This is a genomic window from Polynucleobacter sp. IMCC 30228, from assembly GCF_021395205.1.
Lineage (GTDB): Bacteria > Pseudomonadota > Gammaproteobacteria > Burkholderiales > Burkholderiaceae > Polynucleobacter.
In genome coordinates, this window is sequence record NZ_JAJVCS010000002.1 from 353,429 (window position 1) to 372,939 (window position 19,511).

At 42.1% G+C, this 19,511-nt stretch carries 18 protein-coding genes and 2 tRNA genes; 10 read left to right on the plus strand and 10 right to left on the minus strand.

The genetic code is table 11. From position 1 onward, the window contains the following. Nucleotide 1: 1 nt before the first annotated feature. The 3 genes from LZT21_RS05570 to LZT21_RS05580 are packed head-to-tail and all read right to left on the minus strand — an operon-like array spanning nt 2 to nt 2,245. Complete coding sequence (locus LZT21_RS05570; RefSeq protein WP_233924040.1) at nt 2-397, minus strand: diacylglycerol kinase; 396 nt, start codon at nt 395-397, stop codon at nt 2-4. A gap of 16 nt (nt 398-413) precedes the next feature. Continuing rightward, the gene (locus tag LZT21_RS05575) at nt 414-1,442 is read right to left on the minus strand and encodes a glycosyltransferase family 1 protein (RefSeq protein WP_233924041.1); all 1,029 of its coding nucleotides are present in this window, start codon (nt 1,440-1,442) and stop codon (nt 414-416) included. Beyond that, a complete protein-coding gene (locus tag LZT21_RS05580) occupies nt 1,439-2,245 on the minus strand; it encodes a UDP-2,3-diacylglucosamine diphosphatase (protein WP_233989748.1) in 807 nt (268 codons plus the stop codon). Before LZT21_RS05580 ends, LZT21_RS05575 begins: the two co-directional genes overlap by 4 nt. Nucleotides 2,246-2,331: 86 nt before the next feature. Here LZT21_RS05580 and LZT21_RS05585 point away from each other — a divergent pair, with 86 nt between their 5' ends. The 3 genes from LZT21_RS05585 to LZT21_RS05595 all read left to right on the plus strand — a co-directional run bounded on the left by LZT21_RS05585 (nt 2,332) and on the right by LZT21_RS05595 (nt 3,348). Next, a complete protein-coding gene (locus tag LZT21_RS05585; protein ID WP_233989750.1) occupies nt 2,332-3,129 on the plus strand; it encodes a 1-acyl-sn-glycerol-3-phosphate acyltransferase in 798 nt (265 codons plus the stop codon). Between the two features lie 33 nt (nt 3,130-3,162). Continuing rightward, a tRNA-Pro gene (locus tag LZT21_RS05590) sits at nt 3,163-3,239 on the plus strand. Nucleotides 3,240-3,271: 32 nt separating this feature from the next. Further along, a tRNA-Arg gene (locus LZT21_RS05595) sits at nt 3,272-3,348 on the plus strand. 145 nt (nt 3,349-3,493) lie between these two features. Here LZT21_RS05595 and LZT21_RS05600 read toward each other — a convergent pair. The 4 genes from LZT21_RS05600 to LZT21_RS05615 form a co-directional block, all read right to left on the minus strand. Further along, nucleotides 3,494-5,014 (minus strand): metallophosphoesterase, encoded by a 1,521-nt coding sequence (locus LZT21_RS05600; RefSeq protein WP_233989752.1) that lies wholly within the window; start codon nt 5,012-5,014, stop codon nt 3,494-3,496. Nucleotides 5,015-5,553: 539 nt separating this feature from the next. Next, a complete protein-coding gene (locus LZT21_RS05605) occupies nt 5,554-5,883 on the minus strand; it encodes a hypothetical protein (RefSeq protein ID WP_233989754.1) in 330 nt (109 codons plus the stop codon). Further along, on the minus strand, nt 5,861-6,151 hold the full coding sequence (locus LZT21_RS05610) for a hypothetical protein (RefSeq protein WP_233989756.1): 291 nt from the start codon (nt 6,149-6,151) through the stop codon (nt 5,861-5,863). The genes LZT21_RS05605 and LZT21_RS05610 overlap by 23 nt, the downstream gene beginning before the upstream one ends. Nucleotides 6,152-6,383: 232 nt before the next feature. Beyond that, complete coding sequence (locus tag LZT21_RS05615; RefSeq protein ID WP_233989758.1) at nt 6,384-7,196, minus strand: IclR family transcriptional regulator; 813 nt, start codon at nt 7,194-7,196, stop codon at nt 6,384-6,386. Nucleotides 7,197-7,279: 83 nt separating this feature from the next. Between LZT21_RS05615 and LZT21_RS05620 the strand changes: the two genes are divergently transcribed. The 6 genes from LZT21_RS05620 (at nt 7,280) to LZT21_RS05645 (ending at nt 14,081) form a co-directional block, all read left to right on the plus strand. Further along, on the plus strand, nt 7,280-9,178 hold the full coding sequence (locus LZT21_RS05620) for a metallophosphoesterase (protein ID WP_233989760.1): 1,899 nt from the start codon (nt 7,280-7,282) through the stop codon (nt 9,176-9,178). Then, nucleotides 9,175-10,128 carry a tripartite tricarboxylate transporter substrate binding protein gene (locus tag LZT21_RS05625; protein WP_233924051.1) on the plus strand — a complete coding sequence of 318 codons (954 nt, stop codon included), beginning with the start codon at nt 9,175-9,177 and terminating at the stop codon, nt 10,126-10,128. The genes LZT21_RS05620 and LZT21_RS05625 overlap by 4 nt, the downstream gene beginning before the upstream one ends. A gap of 37 nt (nt 10,129-10,165) precedes the next feature. Next, nucleotides 10,166-11,437, plus strand: a complete 1,272-nt coding sequence (gene gabT, locus LZT21_RS05630; RefSeq protein ID WP_233924091.1) for a 4-aminobutyrate--2-oxoglutarate transaminase — start codon at nt 10,166-10,168, stop codon at nt 11,435-11,437. A 116-nt stretch (nt 11,438-11,553) separates the two neighbouring features. After that, nucleotides 11,554-12,525: a tripartite tricarboxylate transporter substrate binding protein gene (locus LZT21_RS05635; protein ID WP_233924052.1), complete on the plus strand. Its 972-nt coding sequence runs from the start codon at nt 11,554-11,556 to the stop codon at nt 12,523-12,525. Nucleotides 12,526-12,649: 124 nt separating this feature from the next. Further along, nucleotides 12,650-13,321, plus strand: coding sequence for a M15 family metallopeptidase (locus tag LZT21_RS05640; protein ID WP_233989762.1), 672 nt, complete (start codon nt 12,650-12,652; stop codon nt 13,319-13,321). Between the two features lie 58 nt (nt 13,322-13,379). Continuing rightward, on the plus strand, nt 13,380-14,081 hold the full coding sequence (locus LZT21_RS05645) for a hypothetical protein (RefSeq protein ID WP_233989764.1): 702 nt from the start codon (nt 13,380-13,382) through the stop codon (nt 14,079-14,081). 96 nt (nt 14,082-14,177) lie between these two features. Here the strand turns inward: LZT21_RS05645 and LZT21_RS05650 are convergent, their stop codons facing one another. Further along, nucleotides 14,178-15,815, minus strand: a complete 1,638-nt coding sequence (locus LZT21_RS05650) for a thiamine pyrophosphate-binding protein (RefSeq protein ID WP_233936408.1) — start codon at nt 15,813-15,815, stop codon at nt 14,178-14,180. Nucleotides 15,816-15,979: 164 nt separating this feature from the next. Here LZT21_RS05650 and LZT21_RS05655 point away from each other — a divergent pair, with 164 nt between their 5' ends. Further along, nucleotides 15,980-16,759, plus strand: coding sequence for an ABC transporter substrate-binding protein (locus tag LZT21_RS05655; RefSeq protein WP_233989766.1), 780 nt, complete (start codon nt 15,980-15,982; stop codon nt 16,757-16,759). A 26-nt stretch (nt 16,760-16,785) separates the two neighbouring features. Here LZT21_RS05655 and araD read toward each other — a convergent pair whose 3' ends face one another. Both araD and LZT21_RS05665 read right to left on the minus strand, forming a co-directional pair. Continuing rightward, entirely contained in the window at nt 16,786-18,597 is a 1,812-nt protein-coding gene (gene araD / locus LZT21_RS05660; protein WP_370634788.1) for an L-arabinonate dehydratase, read from the minus strand. Further along, the gene (locus LZT21_RS05665) at nt 18,548-19,477 is read right to left on the minus strand and encodes a tripartite tricarboxylate transporter substrate binding protein (protein ID WP_233924057.1); all 930 of its coding nucleotides are present in this window, start codon (nt 19,475-19,477) and stop codon (nt 18,548-18,550) included. The genes araD and LZT21_RS05665 overlap by 50 nt, the downstream gene beginning before the upstream one ends. Nucleotides 19,478-19,511: the final 34 nt, after the last annotated feature.

The window sequence follows — 19,511 nt, forward strand, 5'->3', positions numbered from 1 at the left end:
ATTAATTAATAAAAATCGGAATAATTATCGTAAGCCAAATTAATAAGGCGAATAATAGTGTCAGCATGACTGCCGCCGAGCCAAAATCCTTAGCTCTTTTAGAAAGATCATGATGCTCAAATGAAATACGGTCAATTGCAGCCTCAACGCTAGAATTTAATAGCTCAACCGTTAGCACCATCAGCAAAGATCCGACCATTAGTGCTTTTTCAAGATGGGTAGCGGGAATTAAAAGTGCAATTGGGGTAAGGATAATTAGCAAGGTAAGTTCTTGTCGAAATGCACTTTCCTCCTGAAATGCATAAACAACGCCGCACCAAGAATTTTTAGCTGCATGCCAAGCACGGGAAATACCCCGATTACCCTTATGAGGGTTTTGATTGATGTGATATGGCATTTTCAATTGGGGATATTCACGCTAAAGCGGTTTGATGTAAGTCGGGATTTGGAACGGGCTGAAGATGACTTGCAAATTGTTCAGTTGCGGCACGCCAGGAGAATTTTTCTGCATGTTCACGAGCGCGCTCCCGAGGAATTTTAAGGGCCTGTAGGCAGGCTTCTTTTAAATCTTCATGCATTACGCCAGCATTCGATTTACCAAGCACATCAATTGGGCCAGTTACTGGGTAAGCTGCTACTGGCAAACCGCATGCCATTGCTTCGAGCAAAACTAGACCAAAAGTATCTGTTTTGCTGGGAAATACAAAGACATCGGCGGCAGCATAAACTTGAGCAAGCTCAACTTGATCAAGTACACCTAAATAATGAATTTCAGGATATTTTTGCTTAATACCTGCTAATGCAGGCCCATCGCCGACAATCCATTTTGAGCCTGGCAGATTGATTTCTAAAAAGGCATTTATATTTTTTTCAATAGCAACTCGTCCGACATAAAGATAAATTGGGTGGGCTGAATTGAGCACTTTAGAGGGTTGCATTTTAAAAATATTGAGGTCAACACCGCGCGACCATAAAACTACATTAGCAAAACCATACTTTTCAAGATCATTTTTAACCACTATCGTTGGCGCCATTACAGCCATAGAAGGTTTGTGAAACCACCTTAAAAAACGATAGGTGATGCCCACCGGAATTTTTGTGCGCGCTTGAACATATTCAGGAAAACGCGTGTGATAGGCTGTAGAAAAGGGTAAATGATTACGTACCCCGTAGGCGCGGGCTGCCAGACCTAATGGGCCTTCAGTAGCAATATGCATAGCATCAGGTGAAAATTCCTTAATTCGTTCAGCTAATTTTTTACCTGGAAATAAGGATAAAGAAATGTCGGGGTAAGTAGGGCAGGGGATGGTTTTAAATTCTTGGGGAGTAATCATATCGACCTGATGCCCCATGGCAATAAGTTCAGACCGAGTTTGCTTTAAGGTGCGCACTACGCCGTTTACTTGTGGTTCCCATGCATCTGTAATGATCATGATTCTCATGCGAATACCTCATTTGGAAGGGTTGATATTGGTTCTAATGGTGGATCGAGTGAAAGTACTGGGTCGCCTTTAATTTGCGGCCAATGAATAATTTTTAATTCACCGGTGTTGGTCTCAACTAGAGCAGTAAGGCTTTCAACCCAGTCGCCATCATTGCAATAAAGTAGTCCATCTATGTGCCGAATTTCGGCTTTATGAATATGTCCACAAACGACCCCATCGCAATTGCGCATGCGCGCTTCGCGGGCCATCATATGTTCATAGTCGGCAATAAAACTAACGGCATTTTTTACTTGGTGCTTTAAATACTGCGATAAAGACCAGTATTGCAAACCCATCTTCATGCGAATGTGATTGAAGTAACGGTTCATGTGAAGAATGAGGGTATAAAGGCTATCGCCAACGTACGCCAGCCACTTGGCGTATTGCATTACTCCGTCAAAGAGATCGCCATGAGTAATCCACAGTTTTTTCCCATCGGCTGTCACGTGAATGCATTCTTCTACTACCTTGACGTCTCCAAATGAGAGACCAAAAAATTGGCGGGCACTTTCATCATGGTTGCCAGGGATGTAAATTACTTCAGTACCTTTACGGGCTTTGCGTAGTAATTTTTGTACGACATCATTATGTGATTGTGGCCAATAAAATGATTTTTTTAAGCGCCAACCATCGATAATATCGCCGACCAAATAAAATGTATCTGCTTCGTTGTGCTTCAGAAAATCGAGAAGGTAGTCTGCTTGGCACCCTGATGTTCCGAGGTGCACATCTGAAATCCAAATAGCTCTGTAGTGCTGCATGGAAGTTCATTAGGCCACCGAGTTATGTAAGTAGCATGACAGTTTCGTGTCATTTTTATGACTTGTTTGAAATTTATGATTGCTGAATGGCTAATTCATTTTCATTTTCAATCATCTTTACCTTAAGTAGAATTACTTGGCATATTATTCGCGGCATGCTGACTCTCTGTTTTCTATTTCCTTTTCTTAGTAGCAAGGCGAAAGAGCAGCAGATTCAAAATTGGGCGCTTCAGTTGCTAACTTTACTAGGCATACGCTTGCATTTAGTTAACGCAGACTTTTTTCCAAAAGAGCCTTGTTTATTAGTTGCTAATCATATTTCCTGGGTTGACATACAAGCGATATTGGCATTTCAACCCATGCGTTTTGTTGCTAAGTCAGAAGTTGCTAGGTGGCCACTTTTTGGCTGGATGGCAATTCAATTGGGTACTTTATTCGTTCGCAGAGATAGCGCATTTCATGGTCGAAAAGTAGCGCAGGATATGCTGCCGATTCTTCAGCAGGAAAGTATTTGTATATTTCCTGAGGGCACTTCTACTGACGGCACTGTAGTTTTATCCTTCAAAACCAGTTTATTCGAGGCGGCTGTGCTGGGTAATGCACCTGTTTCGATGGTGGTGATACGGTATTTTAGGGATGCATCGAATGGGCCTCAGCCCTCAAGTGCAACTGCTTTTATTGGTGAAATGGGGTTAATAGAGTCTATCTTTAAGATTTTGCAAGCGAGACCCTTATTGGTTACGCTTGAGTTCTTGCCAATAGCCCCAACAGGCTTAGACCGTAAAGGCTTGGCAGAATTTACGCACAGCCAAATTGCAGCCAAAATCACTGAAAAATTGCCCAATGCTCCTAAATTAGACCTTCTAGCTTCAACTTTACGGTGAAATTGCGTAGCCCATGTAAAATAGCTAGCTTGTCGGGGCGTAGCGCAGCCTGGTAGCGCATCTGCTTTGGGAGCAGAGGGTCGAAGGTTCGAATCCTTTCGCCCCGACCATGATTCTTTAGTCCAGCAGTTCGTGTTTCCATCTGCCCATAGCTCAGCTGGATAGAGCAACGCCCTTCTAAGGCGTAGGTCGCACGTTCGAATCGTGCTGGGCAGGCCAAAAATCAATAAATAATTGGAATTACCTTGGTTAATTGTGATCTATTGAGCCAATCATGGTCGCGCTTGAGTAGCGTAGGGTTCAGCTTAACAAGGCGTGGGGATCTGTCAGATAAAACAATTTTGGGATAATTAAACCTAGCGGTTTAGTTGGAGCAGTTTAACTGTCGGCCTGATTGGGTACAAACGGCAAATACATTACCCGTTTTATCGTACAAGGTGTATTTCCAAAAAGCACTCTCCCCAATTCGCTCTAATAATGCAAAGCCAAAATTATTATTCCAAATCATATTGCTTGGATTTAGCCCAGGCGCGACAGTATCTTTAGTATAAAAAGGAGGAGAAGTAGTAGGAAAGGCATCTGCTAACTCATTACCACCTCCGCCAGAAACAATGGTCGCTGGATAAGTTGTACCAGTGTTAGAAAAATTAATTGCTTGCATGCTATGCACGTGCGCATGAAATGCCATGCTAATCGAACTTGGATAATAGCTATTTACTGCTGCAGATGGATATAAATAACCCATCACACTATTCATAACACCTTGTAAAGTTACGTTACCTGGCGGTACGGACTTTGACTTCGGAATATTATAGGCCAAGATAGGGTGATGATTTATAAAGATAGTATTGGTATAAATCGGATTGCTCGCCAGTGAGAATGCCTGCATAAATTGCTGATAATAATTATTGTTTGGATCTGATACGGTGGAGCCAGTAGAAACATCAGAAGAGTCGTACACCACAAGTCTTGATCCACGTCCTAAGTCCACTGCATAAGTAGAAGAATAGTTTGCGATAGTGTCATTACTTGCGTTATTACACGAACGTAGTTGAGTGTATGAGTTAGGATCTAAAAATCGAAACCATCCTTGACCTCCCCGAGTGCATATCTCATGATCACCACGCACCAGCACAAAAGGAGCTTTTTCTAATAATGGTGCAGCGGGAGTAAAAAAATCTGCTTGCCATGTATCCCAACCATAACCCCATGGACTGTTAACATCCGTTGGGCACCCGCCTGATGAAGAGCATGGAACTTCGCGGTACTGATAGTCGCCCATGTGTATTACTAAGTCCGGCGCTAATTGAGCGCCAATTTTTGCTAAGTTAGAAAATGGCCAACTGGACGGATCATCGCAATTTTGTAATGTTGTCGTATCCATACGACAACCCGTGTCGCCAAATAACAATACACGATCAGGAGATTTTTTTGGGAGCGGTATGGATTGTCCAGCGATGCTTGCAACTTTTGCTGTTAGAGGGAGCACTGTTTCGCATACAGACACTGGAAAATTTGCTGCGACGGAAGGCTGGTAATCAGTTGATCTCAACGGCATCAGTCCCGCAACAACACGCATAGTCATTTGACTAATAAAACCATCGATAGTGATATTGGGGCATACCGCCTCCCCGGTAGGTGAAATATAGCTGGTTGCAACTCGGGCGATTGCTTGATTACCCCCAATTGAATCAGTGCCAATAATGACCCATGAGGCTGAAATATACTTTGCCTCATTAGGAGCATTATTTTGTGATTGACTATCACCACCCCCACTACAGGAAAGAAGTAGTAGAGCGAGTACAAGACAGATTATTAAAGATCGAAAAAATGAGTAAGTGGCAAATACTTCAGAAAATACTTTACTCATATTTACCCCCTTCAACTTATGGTGTATTAAAAACGATGATTAGCTTTTGCAGATTATAAAGATAGGTTAAAAATCCTAGTTCAACAACTCCTAACCCTGATTGTCTCGAACAGACACACAGCAGCTGCAGTAAAAGAAGTAATCTTTAGTTTTAACAACTCAAGCTACTCTGCGGAGTAGTTTTATTTTTTACCAACCTGTCATCCTAGTTGAACGCTATGACTAGCTAGAGAGGCATCTTTTGTCTATGACCTTCAATCTATTTTGTCGGTCAACCTGACAAATTTGATATCTGTCCATCCGACCGCCTGCCAATTCCAAGTCGGATCCATCACATTTCACCCAACCCCAAGGCTCTCGGTGCCTACTGAACACCTGATCTAAACACCTTAAAACCATTGTTTAACTAGTTGTTTTACCTCATTTTTAAAGCTTCTAAGGCGTAGGTCGCACGTTCGAATCGTGCTGGGCAGGCCAAATTTTCACGGTCCGTACCGGACACATGGTTTACATCCGGTACCGACCACATAGTTTACAGTTGCCGTTCAACCTAATTATTTTTTCCCATAAGCGGCATCATGATCTGGCTCTATCAATAAGACTCTTAAAAAGTGATTTTCTCTAAAACCGATCCCTCGAATAGATTTGCTGACACGAAACGAGTAGAGTGCTTCAATATTCTTAGGGGCTGCAATGCTGTGAATCTTTTCCCATTTCAAGCCCTTATCTCGATAGACTTGGTTCCAGGTTGGCTGTGTGAGCTTTTCAAAAGTAGCTAATGCCTTTTCTTGCTCAGCTAGCTCTAAATCACCCCAGGCAGATCGAAAAACAGGACTATTAAGATCAAATTCGACTAATGGCTCAGGCTTTACGTTTCGTGCCATGCGCTTTAGCCATTTTTAATTTAGAAAGGTTGCTTGCTTTAGCAGGTGCTTTTTGTGCCCAAGCTAAAGCAGCAGATAAATCCTTTTTAAGGGCTGGCGTATGCATCCACTTTTCATTATCTGGAATGACAGTAGCGGTGCGAATCACCCAAACTCCAGGCCCTGGGATTTCAACTAGAACCTGACGTCCTGCATATTCCTTTCCAAGCGAGATTTGCCCACTCGCTCCAATGGATTTAATAACTTGGTGATCTATAACTGCGCCCATGACATTCTCCTATATTCGTGCTGCCTTATTGCATGATGGCATGAATTTTGTCAAATAATGCTTATTGAGTGTTGAGCTAGATGAGGATTTATCTTTTAAACAGCACTTATGCATTACATAGTTTATTACGCAGTGCCATTTTTACGCTGTAAGCCATTAAAAAATATAGACATTACAGCAACCACAAATTTTAAAAATCCTTGTATCGGCGCTTCGATTCCGCCCAGCACTTCTAACTGCCAACTTTACTCTGAAGATTTTGAACTATGTCAACCAGCCTAGGACCAAAGTCATTTTCTATTTGTTTTTTATCGGCCTGGTGTGCTGGAACGGTGATATTCATGGCTAAATTTTGACCATTTATTTTATTTTTAAATGGCACTGCTATTCCATATAAATTAGGTCGCCATTCACCATAACTTGTGCAAAAACCTTTTTTTTGGATTTCTTCAAATGACTTGCTCAGTTTTTCATGAAATTTTTGCCACTCATCTACTTTATCAATATGTAACTTATCCAAAATGAGCTCAAGCTCTGATTTCGTATTTGTATACAGCAGAGCACGTCCAATAGCCGTACTAAGTAAAGGCCTAGCAGATCCGATATCAGGATGTGCATTACTACGATAGCGGTTATAGGTAGTTTCAATATAAACAACTTGTAGGCGATCTCTGATGCCTAGAGAAACTGGACCCTTTACTATTTTTGATAGCTCAATCATATCGTGAGCTGCAATTTCTCTAATATTAAGTTGTATTAATAAAGGGTACCCAAGTGTTAATACTCCAGCCCCTAAAGAGTATCTACCGGTTGCTTTATCTCTGCATAAAAATCCCATGGCAACAAGGGTAAAAGTTAATCGAGATATGGTTGGCTTTGCTAGACCCAATTTTTCAGCTATTTCCTTATTGCTGAGTGTTAAGGACGCAACGGTAAAGCACTGTAGTACATCAAGACCATTACCAAGGGTTGAAGCAAACTGTGGATGTTCTTCCAGCGTCGCCTTTGGCAGAAGTTCAAAATTATCAATTTGTTTATTGTGCAATTCGCTTGACCTATAAATTATTTGTTATAGTTGTATTGTATATTTAAATTGAATTGAATACAACTATTTTGAATTGAATCGATATGAAAAAAGGGGCAAAAGGAAGACATTTATTTAGGTTTGCATTGATAGCAGATTCGCATTTGAATCCAGTAGATGAGGGTAATACCTCTCCATGGCAGACCAACCACTTAGCAAATCCTAGGAACGAAGTAGTTGTCAGGGCTGTAAATATACTCAAGCCTGCATTTACAGTGCATTTAGGAGATGTTGTACATCCATTGCCTTACACAAGTTCATACAAAGGCGCAGCAGAATATGCAAATAATTTATATCAAAAATTAAATCACCCTTTTTACATAACACCCGGAAATCACGATATTGGGGACAAATATTTAGCTGGTAATCCTGCAGCAACTATTACGCAGGAAAGCTGTAAGGTTTATGAGAGCTTCTTTGGGGAACAGTGGCAGACATTTGAGAGGGATGGGGTTTGCTTCATCATTTTAAATTCTTGCTTATTTGGCTCAGACTCAGAATCTGAGGATTTGCAATGGAAATGGTTTGAGAAGACTTTGAGCCTCAATTCAGATAAAAGAATTTTTTTATTTTCTCACTATCCACCATTCATTGCAGACAGAAATGAAGAAAATAATTACGACAATATTGAGCAAGAACCTAGGGCAAGGCTATTACATTATATTGAAAAATATAAAGTTGAAGCAATTTTTGCTGGCCACGTACATACATTTTTTTTAAATCAAATTTTTAGTACGCTTTCTTACGCTCTACCCTCATCAACAAACTTTCGTCAAGACTATGCGGAAATTTTTAGAGTAAATCCGGCTCAAGAGTTTGGCAGAAATGATGTAGGAAAGTTTGGATTCTTTATTGTTGATATATATGAAGACGGCCATATAAGTAGATTTGCCCGCACTAATGGATCGACTGAGTTGATTGATGCATCAGAGATATCTAATCAGATGGAGTTTAGACCGGAAAATTCAAAGCCAATGAATATTTCTGTGGATATGTGTCATGAGTGGTGCGAAGTATTAAGGCTTCCATATAACCCACCCTTAGATGCCTTCACTAGAAAAAAGGTTAGAAATGATTATTCAATATTAAATTTATGGGACTGCGGAATTGAGCACATCAGAATTCCAGTATCTGACATTAGTGATGATCAGGTTTGGGAAAGGGTAAAATTTCTTAGCCATTTAGGTATACGATTCACAGTATTTACTGTATCTACTTTCAGTAATCTAGTAAGAGAAAGACTTTCGGAGATATCTAACTCAATTCACGCATTTGAGATGATCTCAGTTAAGCCTGATGAAAAATTGGTCAATCTAAAAGTAGCTTCACTAGACATTCCAGTTTATTTCTCACCAATTTATATTCCACAGCCTCATTCTGGATCTGCCGGACCATTTGATCACACAATGGCTAGCGGATATTTTGTAAGCGATCTATCTGAACATTTTCAAGCTCCAAAATATATTCATTCGGGGCGTGATCTAGATGGTATTGTGGTTAGAGTGCCATATGGAGACAGTGTTTTAGATGCCATTGCACATTTAGGAGCTCTACAAAGCTCAAGCGATATGCAAATCGTTGCAAACATTTGTTTATTACCTAATAAATCATCCTTAAATAATAACGATGATGATGCAATTTCTCTGCGGGTCGCTGAAGCATGCTTTGCTTCGTTAATGAACCCACAAATACACATTCGATTAGATACATTTGTTGATATTGATCGCGGCTATTTTTTAAGACATGGGTTATTTGATAGGCGACACAACCCCCGTAAAGCCGGCCTCTTAATGAAGCAAATTAAAGATGTTTACGGGGCTTTAAAAAACTTGTACGTTAGCGTAGAGGTCAAATCTGATGGAGTTAAAGAGTTCCAATTGAAATGGGACAAGGGTGCCTTACAACTCCAATTAAAAAATGGAATCTTCAAGGAGATAGTATGAAATTACTTAAATTATTTTTTTTATTGACCACTTTAAATCTTGTAGGTATATGTCAAGCGCAAGAATGGCCAAACAAGTCCATACAAATGATTGTTCAGTTCCCGACGGGTACAACAACGGATTCTGTTGCCAGGGATTTGGCTGATGAGTTATCAAAAGAACTAGCGCAAACAGTGGTTGTGATGAATAAGCCTGGGGCTGGTGGAGTTGTTGGTGTGTCAAGTTTAGCTTTGGCTAAACCGGATGGATATACGATTGGAACAGTCAATATGCCCACATTAACAACTATTCCCCTGCTTCAGACGGTCACTTATGATCCTTTGAAGTCGTTTTCACATTTGGCGGTAGTTGGGCCATATGACTACGGGATCTTTGTCAATGCAGATGCTCCATGGAAAACTTTAAGTGAATTAGTTGAGTACGCCAGAAAGAATCCCAATAAATTATCTTATGGGACATTGGGGGCTGGCACTACAAATCAACTAACAATGGAGAGGCTGGGCAACGATCTTGGGTTTAGCTGGAACTTCATTCCATACAAGGGAGACAATGAGTCAGTACTTGCATTACTAGGCGATCAAATTCAGGTAATTAATGCTTCTGGAGCCGCCACTATGGCGCATGTAAAGGCTGGAAAATTACGAATGCTGATAAGTACGGGACCTAAAAGATGGTCTGCGTTGCCAAATGTTCCAACTCTTACGGAAACAGGATTAGTTAAATTTTCACAAAATTCATATTATTCACTAGCTGGCCCCGCTGATATTCCCGAGCCAATTAAACGGCGCCTTGAGAATGCGCTCAAAAAAATTCTAACGGATAAGACTGTTGCAGAAAGATTATTAACCAAATATGGACAGTCTGTGGTCTATCAATCAGGCGCAGATTATGCAAAATTTATCGCAAATGAGAATGCAAGTTTGAGGGCACTTACTGAAACGAAGAAATAAATTTGAGAGACTCATTTATTAAAAAATCTTGGAATATATGAAAAATAGCGATATAGATTTGCGCCGTCAAAAAATACTCCCTAGAGGCGTAGGAATTATGTGTAATTTTTATGTGAGTAGAGCTGAAAATGCAACTCTTTGGGATGTAGAGGGTAATCGGTATACCGATTTTAGCGCAGGTATTGCGGTATTAAATACAGGTCATAAGCACCCTGTAATAAATTTAGCAATTCAATCTCAGCTAGATAACTTTACTCATACCGCATTTCAAGTAATACCCTATGAAAGCTATATTTCATTAGCAGAGCGTATTTCACTTATAGTTCCAATTTCTGGTGAAAAAAAAGTTGCATTTTTTTCAACAGGAGCAGAGGCGGTTGAAAATGCTGTAAAAATTGCCCGTTCATACACTGGAAGATCGGGATTAATATCATTTTCCGGCGCCTTTCATGGGCGGACAAATATGGGTTTGGGCTTAACTGGTAAAAACGTCCCCTATAAGAATGGTTTTGGCCCATTTCCTTCTGGTATTTATCATTTACCTTTCCCGGCGGATATTCTTGGCGTTAGCGTTGATGAAAGCATTGATTCTTTAGAGCGACTATTTAAATCGGATATAGATCCGTTCAGTGTTGCTGCAATTATTTTTGAGCCTATTCAAGGCGAGGGTGGTTTTTATGTAATGCCAAATGAGATGCTTATCAAATTACGCAAAATTTGTGATGAATATGGAATTGTTTTAATAGCCGATGAAATTCAGTCTGGGTTTGCAAGAACAGGGAAAATGTTTGCATTAGAGCACTATAGTGTTGAGCCTGATTTAATAACGATTGCCAAAAGCTTGGCTGGAGGAATGCCTTTATCGGGGGTGTGTGGACGGGCGGAGATTATGGACGGGCCCTCTCCTGGTGGTTTGGGTGGGACTTACGCGGGTAACCCGCTGGCAATCGCCTCCGCTCATGCCGTACTAGATGTTATTGAGGCGGAAGGTTTATGCGCTCGCTCAAGAAATCTGGGCGATAGGTTAATTCAGATGCTTACGAAAGAACAAGAATCTAATCCATATATTGCAGATATTCGAGGAATTGGATCCATGACTGCCATTGAGTTAAGAGATCCCAAAACCAATCAGCCTACTCCAGAGATCGTAACTCAGATACAAAAAACGGCTTTAGCACAAGGATTAATTCTTTTGTCATGCGGTGTTTATTCAAACGTAATTAGGTTTTTGTATCCCTTAACAATCCCAGAAACTCAATTTGAAGATGCATTGAAGATTCTGAGTAGCTCAATACGGGAATCATGCTGAAGAAAACCCCGATTTACTAATAATAGGTCAAATAAATAGAATGACCTAGATAGAAACAACCCATTGTCATGAAGTTTTAGTATATTCAGGTAGTTCAATTTGAGATGGGAGTCGCCGTGAAGTTTGCCTATGTTTACTTATGCTTAGCATTCATTGGCGTAGCGCAGGCGGCCGAGCCTAATTTAGCCTCCTACCCAGCCCATCCTATCCGTGTAATTATTCCGCTAGCGCCAGGCAGCGGGGCCGATAATGCCGTGCGCATTGTTACGCAAAAAATGAGTCAAAATATGGGACAAGGTTTTATCGTTGAGAACCTTCCTGGCGCCGCTGGCTTAATTGGTGCCGATAAAGTTGCAAAAGCAAGCCCGGATGGCTATACCTTAGGGGGTTTCAACGATAGCATCTTAACTATGGTGCCAAATGTCAATCGCAAACTGCCTTGGAACCCTATTAAAGACTTTGCCCCGATTTCTTTGGCTGTGATGGTGGAGTGGGGCCTCGTTGTGCCATCTAAATCCCCCTATGCGAACGCAGGCGAGCTGATTGCTGCTGCCCGCAAAAATCCAGGACAACTGAATTATGGATCAGCTGGTAACGGCAGCCCCCAACATATAGCCATGGAGTTATTTGATTCCGAGGCAGGCATTAAGATGACGCACATCCCCTATAAGGGGATTAATCAAACGGGTATTGGGGTTGCCTCAGGAGAAGTGCAGGCGGCATTTATTACTTTAGCTAGCTCTAAAACCTTAGTAAAGTCGAACCGCCTTAAATTAATTGGTGTTACGAGCCCTAAACGTGCTTTGCAATATCCAAATGTCCCAACGATTGCAGATTCTGGTCTTCCTGGGTTTGAGTTTAGCGCCTGGTTTGCGTTGGTAGCGCCTGCAGGAACACCACAGCCTATTATTCAAAAACTAAACACTGAGTTGATTAAAGCATTGAAAGATCCCACCGTACGACAACAACTTCTGGCTAATGGCCTTAATCCAGTGGGTAGCTCGCCAGAAGAATTAAGCAAAAAAATTCAAGAGCAATTAGCAAGCTATGCTGCTTTAGTTAAAAAGACGGGTATAGGTACGGATTAATTAAGGCTGGGTAGGGTGTTGATAGGTCATGGCTACTTTGAATTTGTTCTGATAGGATAGGCGGAGTATGAAAATCTTTATCGAGATTTAATGCGCTAACCTAATGTAAGATGATAAGGATCTTATGCGGCATAGCATCGCCATAATTATTATCAACGCATTACTTGTTTCTAACGCATGGGCAATTCCCGATGGATTTGTTTATGTTGATCAGGAAATTCCTGGCATTCGGGTTGGGTTAAGGTATGCCAGCAGCAATAATTTCGTCGGGCGGCCTATTAACGGCTATGTTAGTCAAAGGGCCGTCTTAACTAAACCAGCTGCTAAAGCACTTGCTGAGGTTCAATCTGATCTCAAACCATTTGGCCTGGAATTATTTATTTTCGATACTTATCGACCACAAAGGGCGGTTGATGACTTTATCGCTTGGGCAAAAGATCTAAAAGATACGCGTACAAAAACGAAGTACTATCCTAAAGTGGCAAAAGAAAATTTATTTTCGGAGGGCTATATTGCTGATCGCTCTGGCCACAGCAGGGGAAGTACGATCGATTTAACGATTATTTCATCAGCTTCGCCATTTCGACCTCTCAATATGGGCACTAATTTTGATTTCTTTGGGCTAGAGTCATGGCCAAAATATATTGGTGTATTGACAGAACAAAGGGCTAGCCGACTGTTGCTGAGAACGCTCATGCTCAAACATGGTTTTAAGCCATACGAGATGGAATGGTGGCATTTCACCTATGAAAAGGAGCCATTTCCCGAGACCTATTTTGATTTTGTTGTTGATTAAGCGCCCTGATCATGCGTCTGTTACTATTTATATAATAATTGAATTTCTAAAGGCCAAATTGCCCCATTTTTTAAAGTCTTTTATGATTTTGGTAGTCATTGGCGTAAGCTCCAATGGCTTTGCCCAGTCACGTTTTGAGGATAGCTTTACTCAAATGGGCGTGGGCTATGAAGTCTTAAAGTTTTCCTTTACAGGCGGAACGATTACTGAACCTCCACTTCAGGGTGTGCCTTATACCGCTTCTGCTCCCAATTCGAATAGCCTAACCTTCTCGGCTGCCACCGGCTATAGTTTTTTATTGCATCCCAATTTCTTATTGGGCTTTGGCGCTGAATATAATCTGGTGGATTCCAAAAGCTCTACTTACACGATTACCGTTCCAGGTGGAAGTGGCAGTGACCAATTTAAGCAAGGTAGCGCTACTAATTGGGTATCTGCTATCAAGAACCAAGATTACAGTGTATATGTTGCGCCTGGATATCCTATTGGGCTTGATAAATTGGTTTTTGCCAAGTTAGGTTATGCGAGTACTCGAATGTATTCTGGGGGTGGTGATTACGATATGGTTAGGGGACCCTTAGTTGGACTAGGCTACAAACAAGTGATTGCCGATTTTGATTGGATTATTAAAGGCTATATCTATGGCTTTGGCGAAGCAAACTACATTAAATATAGTAATGTTTATACCTCTGGTGGAACTGGATCATACTCTGCTACTGCAGCCAATGTTCGCGTAGGTTTGGGCTTTCTGTGGAAGTGATGTAAATAGGTCTCTGATTTTAGGATCTAAAGCAAGACGACCAAAATCATCAATATTTTTTCTGAAGGCTTTATTGTGGGCGTGCCTTAACTTTATTTAGACACGCTTTTTAAGCGCAGAAGTTAAGCGCAATAAACCTGGGCTATATTTTCCCAAGGGTACGCAGGCCCGAATAATACAGAGTTCATCTAAAGCAGTTGCCTTAGTCAATGCAGAAAATAATTCATCTTCGGTTTTGCATAAGAAACCTTTGCCAGTGCCCAATACGGTTGGTAGTTCTTCAGAGCGCAATGAGGCAATATCATTAAAGGGGCCGTCCATCATGGGTCTTTGAGTGCCATAACCTTGGTTATCAACAACTATCACTAGTGGATTTACCCCGTGAAATACCGAAGAAAGAACCTCTAAGCCTGTCATCAAAAAGGCGCCATCTCCGACTAATACCAAGGGTCTGCGGGTAGCATCGGCGCGAGCGGCGCCCAAAGCTGCTGGCACCGCATACCCCATGGTAGCGTAATAGGCGCTGGCAAGCATTAGAGATTGCGCTGGCAGTTCTATCGAGCCAAATAAACAATCTCCTGGCTCAACAATTAAACGCATTTTATTATCAAGAAAGATCGATACGCATTCCATAATTCTTTCAACCACGAGACCTTGGCCAGCAATTGGAATAAAAGTCATTGTTTTATGGGTGACATGCCCATATTCTTTGTAACCTCTAGCGCTAGCTGCCTTAATTAAAGCAGGTAAGAAGGCCCACAGCGGAACGTCTTGATAGGTGCGAAAACCAATACTCACTTGGTAATCCGTACATTCGATTACCTGACCGCGATCTAGGTGATCGGTAAATGCACCCATTATTAAATCGGCATATAAAACCCCAAACATAATCAGAGGTTTTGCATTTTCTACTTGTTGAACAATGGCTGGTGCGCTAACTGCCCCCATATAAACACCCAAAGCTAAGGGATGGGTTTCTGGTACTACCCCCTTAGAAACAGAGGTGGTTGCCATTGGCACCTCAAAATTTTCCATGAAAGCTAGTAGCTCTTTACCAAGTCCGCGCCGCACCGCCATTAAACCCGCAATAGCCACTGCATCACCTGCACCCTCTAATAGTTGCAATGTTTCTGCTACTGCAAGTTCTAAACGCTGTGGATGGACTTTAGGCAACTCGATCGATAGATCCTCTAGGCAATCAAGCACGGGAACGTCAACCATATCTCGGGGAATTTCAATGTAGCCAGGACGTTGATTTGCAATCATGGCTCCTAGAACACGATCTATTTCCGCAGTCACGGTTAAGGGGTTTGTCAGCACGGCCTGGGCGATGGTGATATCTTTAAATACCTCAAGTTGGGTGTCAAAATTTTTAACCTTGTGATGCAGTAAAGGGTCCCCCTGTCTTTCAGATAAACCTGGAGCACCACTTAGCACTAAAAGTGGTACATTTTCCGCCCAGGCCCCAGCCGTAGCATTCACTACTTTAAAGCCGCCCACCGAATAGGTTACGGCACATACCCCAAATCCTCGGATCCGCGCATAAGCCTCAGCTGCAAATGCTGCGCCTTGTTCATCGGTAGTTACTAGTATTGGAAAGCCACAGTGGTGGAGTTGAGCAAATAACTTCAGAGCATAATCTCCAACGATTCCAAAACCCTCATCAACCGCCAGCTCTTTAAAACGACGTATGAAAAACTCCGGAATTGTTGTCATGGTTTGCGCTGTTGTCATATGGGCCATAAGGGTTAGGTTGGTCTAGTCTAAAGCAAATCAAGGTAAAAAAATGAGCTATTTAGCCTCCTTACCCCTTAAAATAAAGCAAAAAATAGAGCTAAACCTAGTCACGTAAATTTGTCATAATAAAACTACATTTGCTCCTCACTTTGAAAGTAATCATGAAAACTAAACTATTCTTAATGCTTGCTGTATTAGAGTTTTTTGCATCTGCAGCATTTGCGCAGACAGGCAGTGTTTGTGAGGCTTTGGTTATTACGGGGCACCCAGCTTACCCGCCAGTAGCCTGGGGGGCTAATGGAAAAATTGTGGGCGCTTCGGCTGAATTAGTGACGACTATTGCCCAGCAGCTGCAAGTGAAGAATATCAGTTCAGTTGACTTTGGGTCTTGGCAAAAAGCCCAAGATGCTATTAAAGAGGGTAAAGCAGATATTATTTTTGGTATCTATAAAGATTCATCAAGAGTTGCTTATATGAATTACATTGATCCACCGTATATGCAAGACCCAGTTGCCATTGTGATTCGTAATGGTGATTCTTTTAAGTATGCCGAGTGGGGTGATTTAAAGGCCAAAAAAGGAGTAACAAATTTAGGCGAAAGTTACGGCAATGATTTTGATACCTATATTGCACAAAATTTAACAGTGGCGCGTGCTAATGGAGTAGACAAAGCTTTTGAGGTGTTATTAAAAAAGCAAGCCGATTACCTTATTATTGGTCGCTATCCAGGTAAGCTGGAGGCAAAGAAATTAAATATCCTTACAAAAGTTGATTTTTTGCCGAAAAATGTGGTTTATGGAGAAATGTATGTCGCTTTTTCGAAGAAATCTAAATGCTACAACAGCCTACAGGCTGGCTTTTCAGAGGCAATTAAAAAAGCCGTTAGTGGTGGCAAGATAGAGATGTTGCTGGAGCAGGCTAATAAACAGTTTTATAAATAAGCAGTGCTATTAATCTTAAATCTGTTTCAATGAATTTCTGGTTCACTGCCTTTGCTGCGCTTCTGTGAATTTTCAGCATTGCTAGCATGTACTTGGGTTTCTAAAAAATCAAAATCACAGCCATTATTGGCTTGTTGAATGTGTTGTAAATAAATCTTACCAAAGCCCCGCTCAAACTTAGGAGCTGGTGCTACCCATGCTGCTTTGCGTTTGGCCATTTCCGCATCAGAAATCAAGACATTTAATTTGCGGGCGGGTACGTCTAATTCAATGAGATCGCCATCTTGTACAAAAGCCAAGGGCCCACCAATATAAGCTTCGGGAGTGACATGCAAAACACATGCGCCATAACTAGTCCCGCTCATACGTGCATCAGAGATACGCACCATATCGCGCACTCCTTGTTCTAAAAGCTTTTTAGGGATAGGTAACTGCCCCCACTCTGGCATACCAGGCGCCCCTTGTGGGCCAGCATTTTGCAAAACAATTACTGAATTAGCATCGATTTCTAAATCGGCCGAATCAATGCGTGCAGATAAATCGTCATAGTTTTTGAATACGACCGCTTTACCAGTATGTTTTAGCAAGTGAGCTTCAGCAGCAGGGGGCTTGATAACTGCGCCATCTGGGGCCAGATTTCCTTTTAAAATTGCCAAGCCGTCGCTTTTTACCAGTGCTTTATCTGCCGAACGAATGACATCATCATTGAATACCTTGGCATCAGCGATTAGCTCGCCGATGGTTTTACCATCAACGGTTTGCTCAGCAAGACTTAAGAAGCCGGTCAGTTGCTTGAGTAAAGCACGTAAACCACCCGCATAGAAAAAATCTTCCATGAGATATTTGCCCGAAGGTCTTATATTCGCAAGGACAGGGATTTTGCGTGCTAATTCGTCAAAGCGTTCTAAGGTGAGCCCAAAGCCCGCACGTTTGGCAAGAGCAATTAAATGCACTGCGGCATTAGTAGAGCCCGATAAAGCTAAGGTAGTCATTACAGCGTTATCAAAAGAGCCGGCAGTGAGAATGTCAGATGGTTTTAAATCTTCCCAAGCCATTTCGACAATGCGTCTGCCTGTTAAGGTAGCCATTTGCGCATGTCTTGAATCGGGGGCCGGAATAGATGCATAACCAGATAAACATAAGCCTAGCGCTTCAACTGTACTTGTCATGGTAGATGCGGTACCCATGGTCATGCAATGACCAGCTGAGCGTGCAATACCATCTTCAATTTCGCCCCAGTCGGCCTCGGTAATATTGCCCGCCCGTAATTCATCCCAGTATTTCCATACATCGCTGCCGCTACCCAAAAATTGACCGCGATAATCACCACGTAACATCGGGCCAGCCGGCAGAAAGATGGCGGGAATGTTCATACTAATAGCACCCATCAATAGAGCAGGCGTTGTTTTATCGCAGCCGCCCATCAAAACGCACGCATCTGCTGGGTAAGAACGTAACAACTCTTCTGTTTCCATTGCGAGCAGGTTGCGATACAACATGGTTGTCGGTTTTTGAAAGGGCTCGGATAAACTCATGGCGGGCATTTCTACTGGGAAACCGCCGGCCTGCCAAATACCTCTTTTTACTTCTTCAGCGCGCTGACGAAAATGGCTATGACATGGGTTAATATCACTCCACGTATTAATAATAGCGATGACCGGTTTGCCAGCATAATCGCTGCGGGTATAGCCCATTTGCGCTGTGCGCGAACGATGCGCAAAGCTACGCATATCTTTAACGCCATACCAGCGATGACTACGGAGCTCTTCTGGTTTTTTGCGATTTGCTTTACTCAATTTTGGCACCTGACTCTTTAATAACAGCGACCCACCGATCATTTTCGGCTTTAATAAATGCGGCAAATTCACTTGCCGATCGTTCGGTTATAGGCGTACCCGCTTTTTCAAAGCGCTCGCGTACTTCAGGATTTGCTAAGGTTTTCTTGAGAGCAGCTTGCAATTTTTGCACTACATCTTTAGGCATATTTGCTGGACCAACTAAACCTTGCCAACCTGAAGTTTCTAATTCTGCATAGCCCGATTCGCGAACCGTTGGAACATTAGGTAAATCTTTATCTCTAGTAGAGCTAGTAATGGCAATCGCTTTGAGGTTACCAGACTGAACTTGCGGCACTAAGATGCCAGTAATATCAATCAAGATATGGGTTTGACCTGAAATTAAGTCGACGATGGCTGGTGCAGAACCTTTATAGGGAACATGTGTGAGTTTGATGCCGCCAACATTATTCAGTAACTCACCATTTAAATGGGTGATGGAACCATTGCCACCAGAAGCAAAATTGGCTTTGCCCGGATTCTTTTTAGCCCACTGAATAAATGTTTTAAGAGAGTCTACGGGTAGCTCGCGTGGGACAACGGCTAGAAAATAAGTAGAAACAATTTGCCCAATGGGGGTGAAGTCTTTTAAGGGATCGTAAGGTTTTTTTGCCATCATATTGGGCGCTAAAACCATTGGACCAATATTAGCTACCACTAAGGTATAGCCGTCGGGAGCAGCTCGTGCTAGCTCGGTTAGGGCAATGACACCAGCAGCACCGGGCTTATTCTCCACAATAACTTGCTGTCCCAAGGCCTCGCCAAGATAGGGCGCAATGAGACGCGAGGTAAAATCTAGGCCACCACCTGGGGGAAAGCCAACAATGAGCTTGATGGGTTTGTTAGGATAGTTTGATTGCGCATAACTAGGCAAAGTCTGCATGAGCAACGCAATTACTACTAAGAATGGTAATCTA

What these genes read in the sequence shown, in the direction of transcription:
- LZT21_RS05570 (WP_233924040.1), bottom strand. Translation starts at nt 397, where the DNA reads ATGCCATATCACATCAATCAAAACCCTCATAAGGGTAATCGGGGTATT.
- LZT21_RS05575 (WP_233924041.1), bottom strand. Translation starts at nt 1,442, where the DNA reads ATGAGAATCATGATCATTACAGATGCATGGGAACCACAAGTAAACGGC.
- LZT21_RS05580 (WP_233989748.1), bottom strand. Translation starts at nt 2,245, where the DNA reads ATGCAGCACTACAGAGCTATTTGGATTTCAGATGTGCACCTCGGAACA.
- LZT21_RS05585 (WP_233989750.1), top strand. Translation starts at nt 2,332, where the DNA reads ATGGCTAATTCATTTTCATTTTCAATCATCTTTACCTTAAGTAGAATT.
- LZT21_RS05605 (WP_233989754.1), bottom strand. Translation starts at nt 5,883, where the DNA reads ATGGCACGAAACGTAAAGCCTGAGCCATTAGTCGAATTTGATCTTAAT.
- LZT21_RS05610 (WP_233989756.1), bottom strand. Translation starts at nt 6,151, where the DNA reads ATGGGCGCAGTTATAGATCACCAAGTTATTAAATCCATTGGAGCGAGT.
- LZT21_RS05620 (WP_233989760.1), top strand. Translation starts at nt 7,280, where the DNA reads ATGAAAAAAGGGGCAAAAGGAAGACATTTATTTAGGTTTGCATTGATA.
- LZT21_RS05625 (WP_233924051.1), top strand. Translation starts at nt 9,175, where the DNA reads ATGAAATTACTTAAATTATTTTTTTTATTGACCACTTTAAATCTTGTA.
- gabT (WP_233924091.1), top strand. Translation starts at nt 10,166, where the DNA reads ATGAAAAATAGCGATATAGATTTGCGCCGTCAAAAAATACTCCCTAGA.
- LZT21_RS05640 (WP_233989762.1), top strand. Translation starts at nt 12,650, where the DNA reads ATGCGGCATAGCATCGCCATAATTATTATCAACGCATTACTTGTTTCT.
- LZT21_RS05650 (WP_233936408.1), bottom strand. Translation starts at nt 15,815, where the DNA reads ATGACAACAGCGCAAACCATGACAACAATTCCGGAGTTTTTCATACGT.
- LZT21_RS05655 (WP_233989766.1), top strand. Translation starts at nt 15,980, where the DNA reads ATGAAAACTAAACTATTCTTAATGCTTGCTGTATTAGAGTTTTTTGCA.
- araD (WP_370634788.1), bottom strand. Translation starts at nt 18,597, where the DNA reads ATGATCGGTGGGTCGCTGTTATTAAAGAGTCAGGTGCCAAAATTGAGT.
- LZT21_RS05665 (WP_233924057.1), bottom strand. Translation starts at nt 19,477, where the DNA reads ATGCAGACTTTGCCTAGTTATGCGCAATCAAACTATCCTAACAAACCC.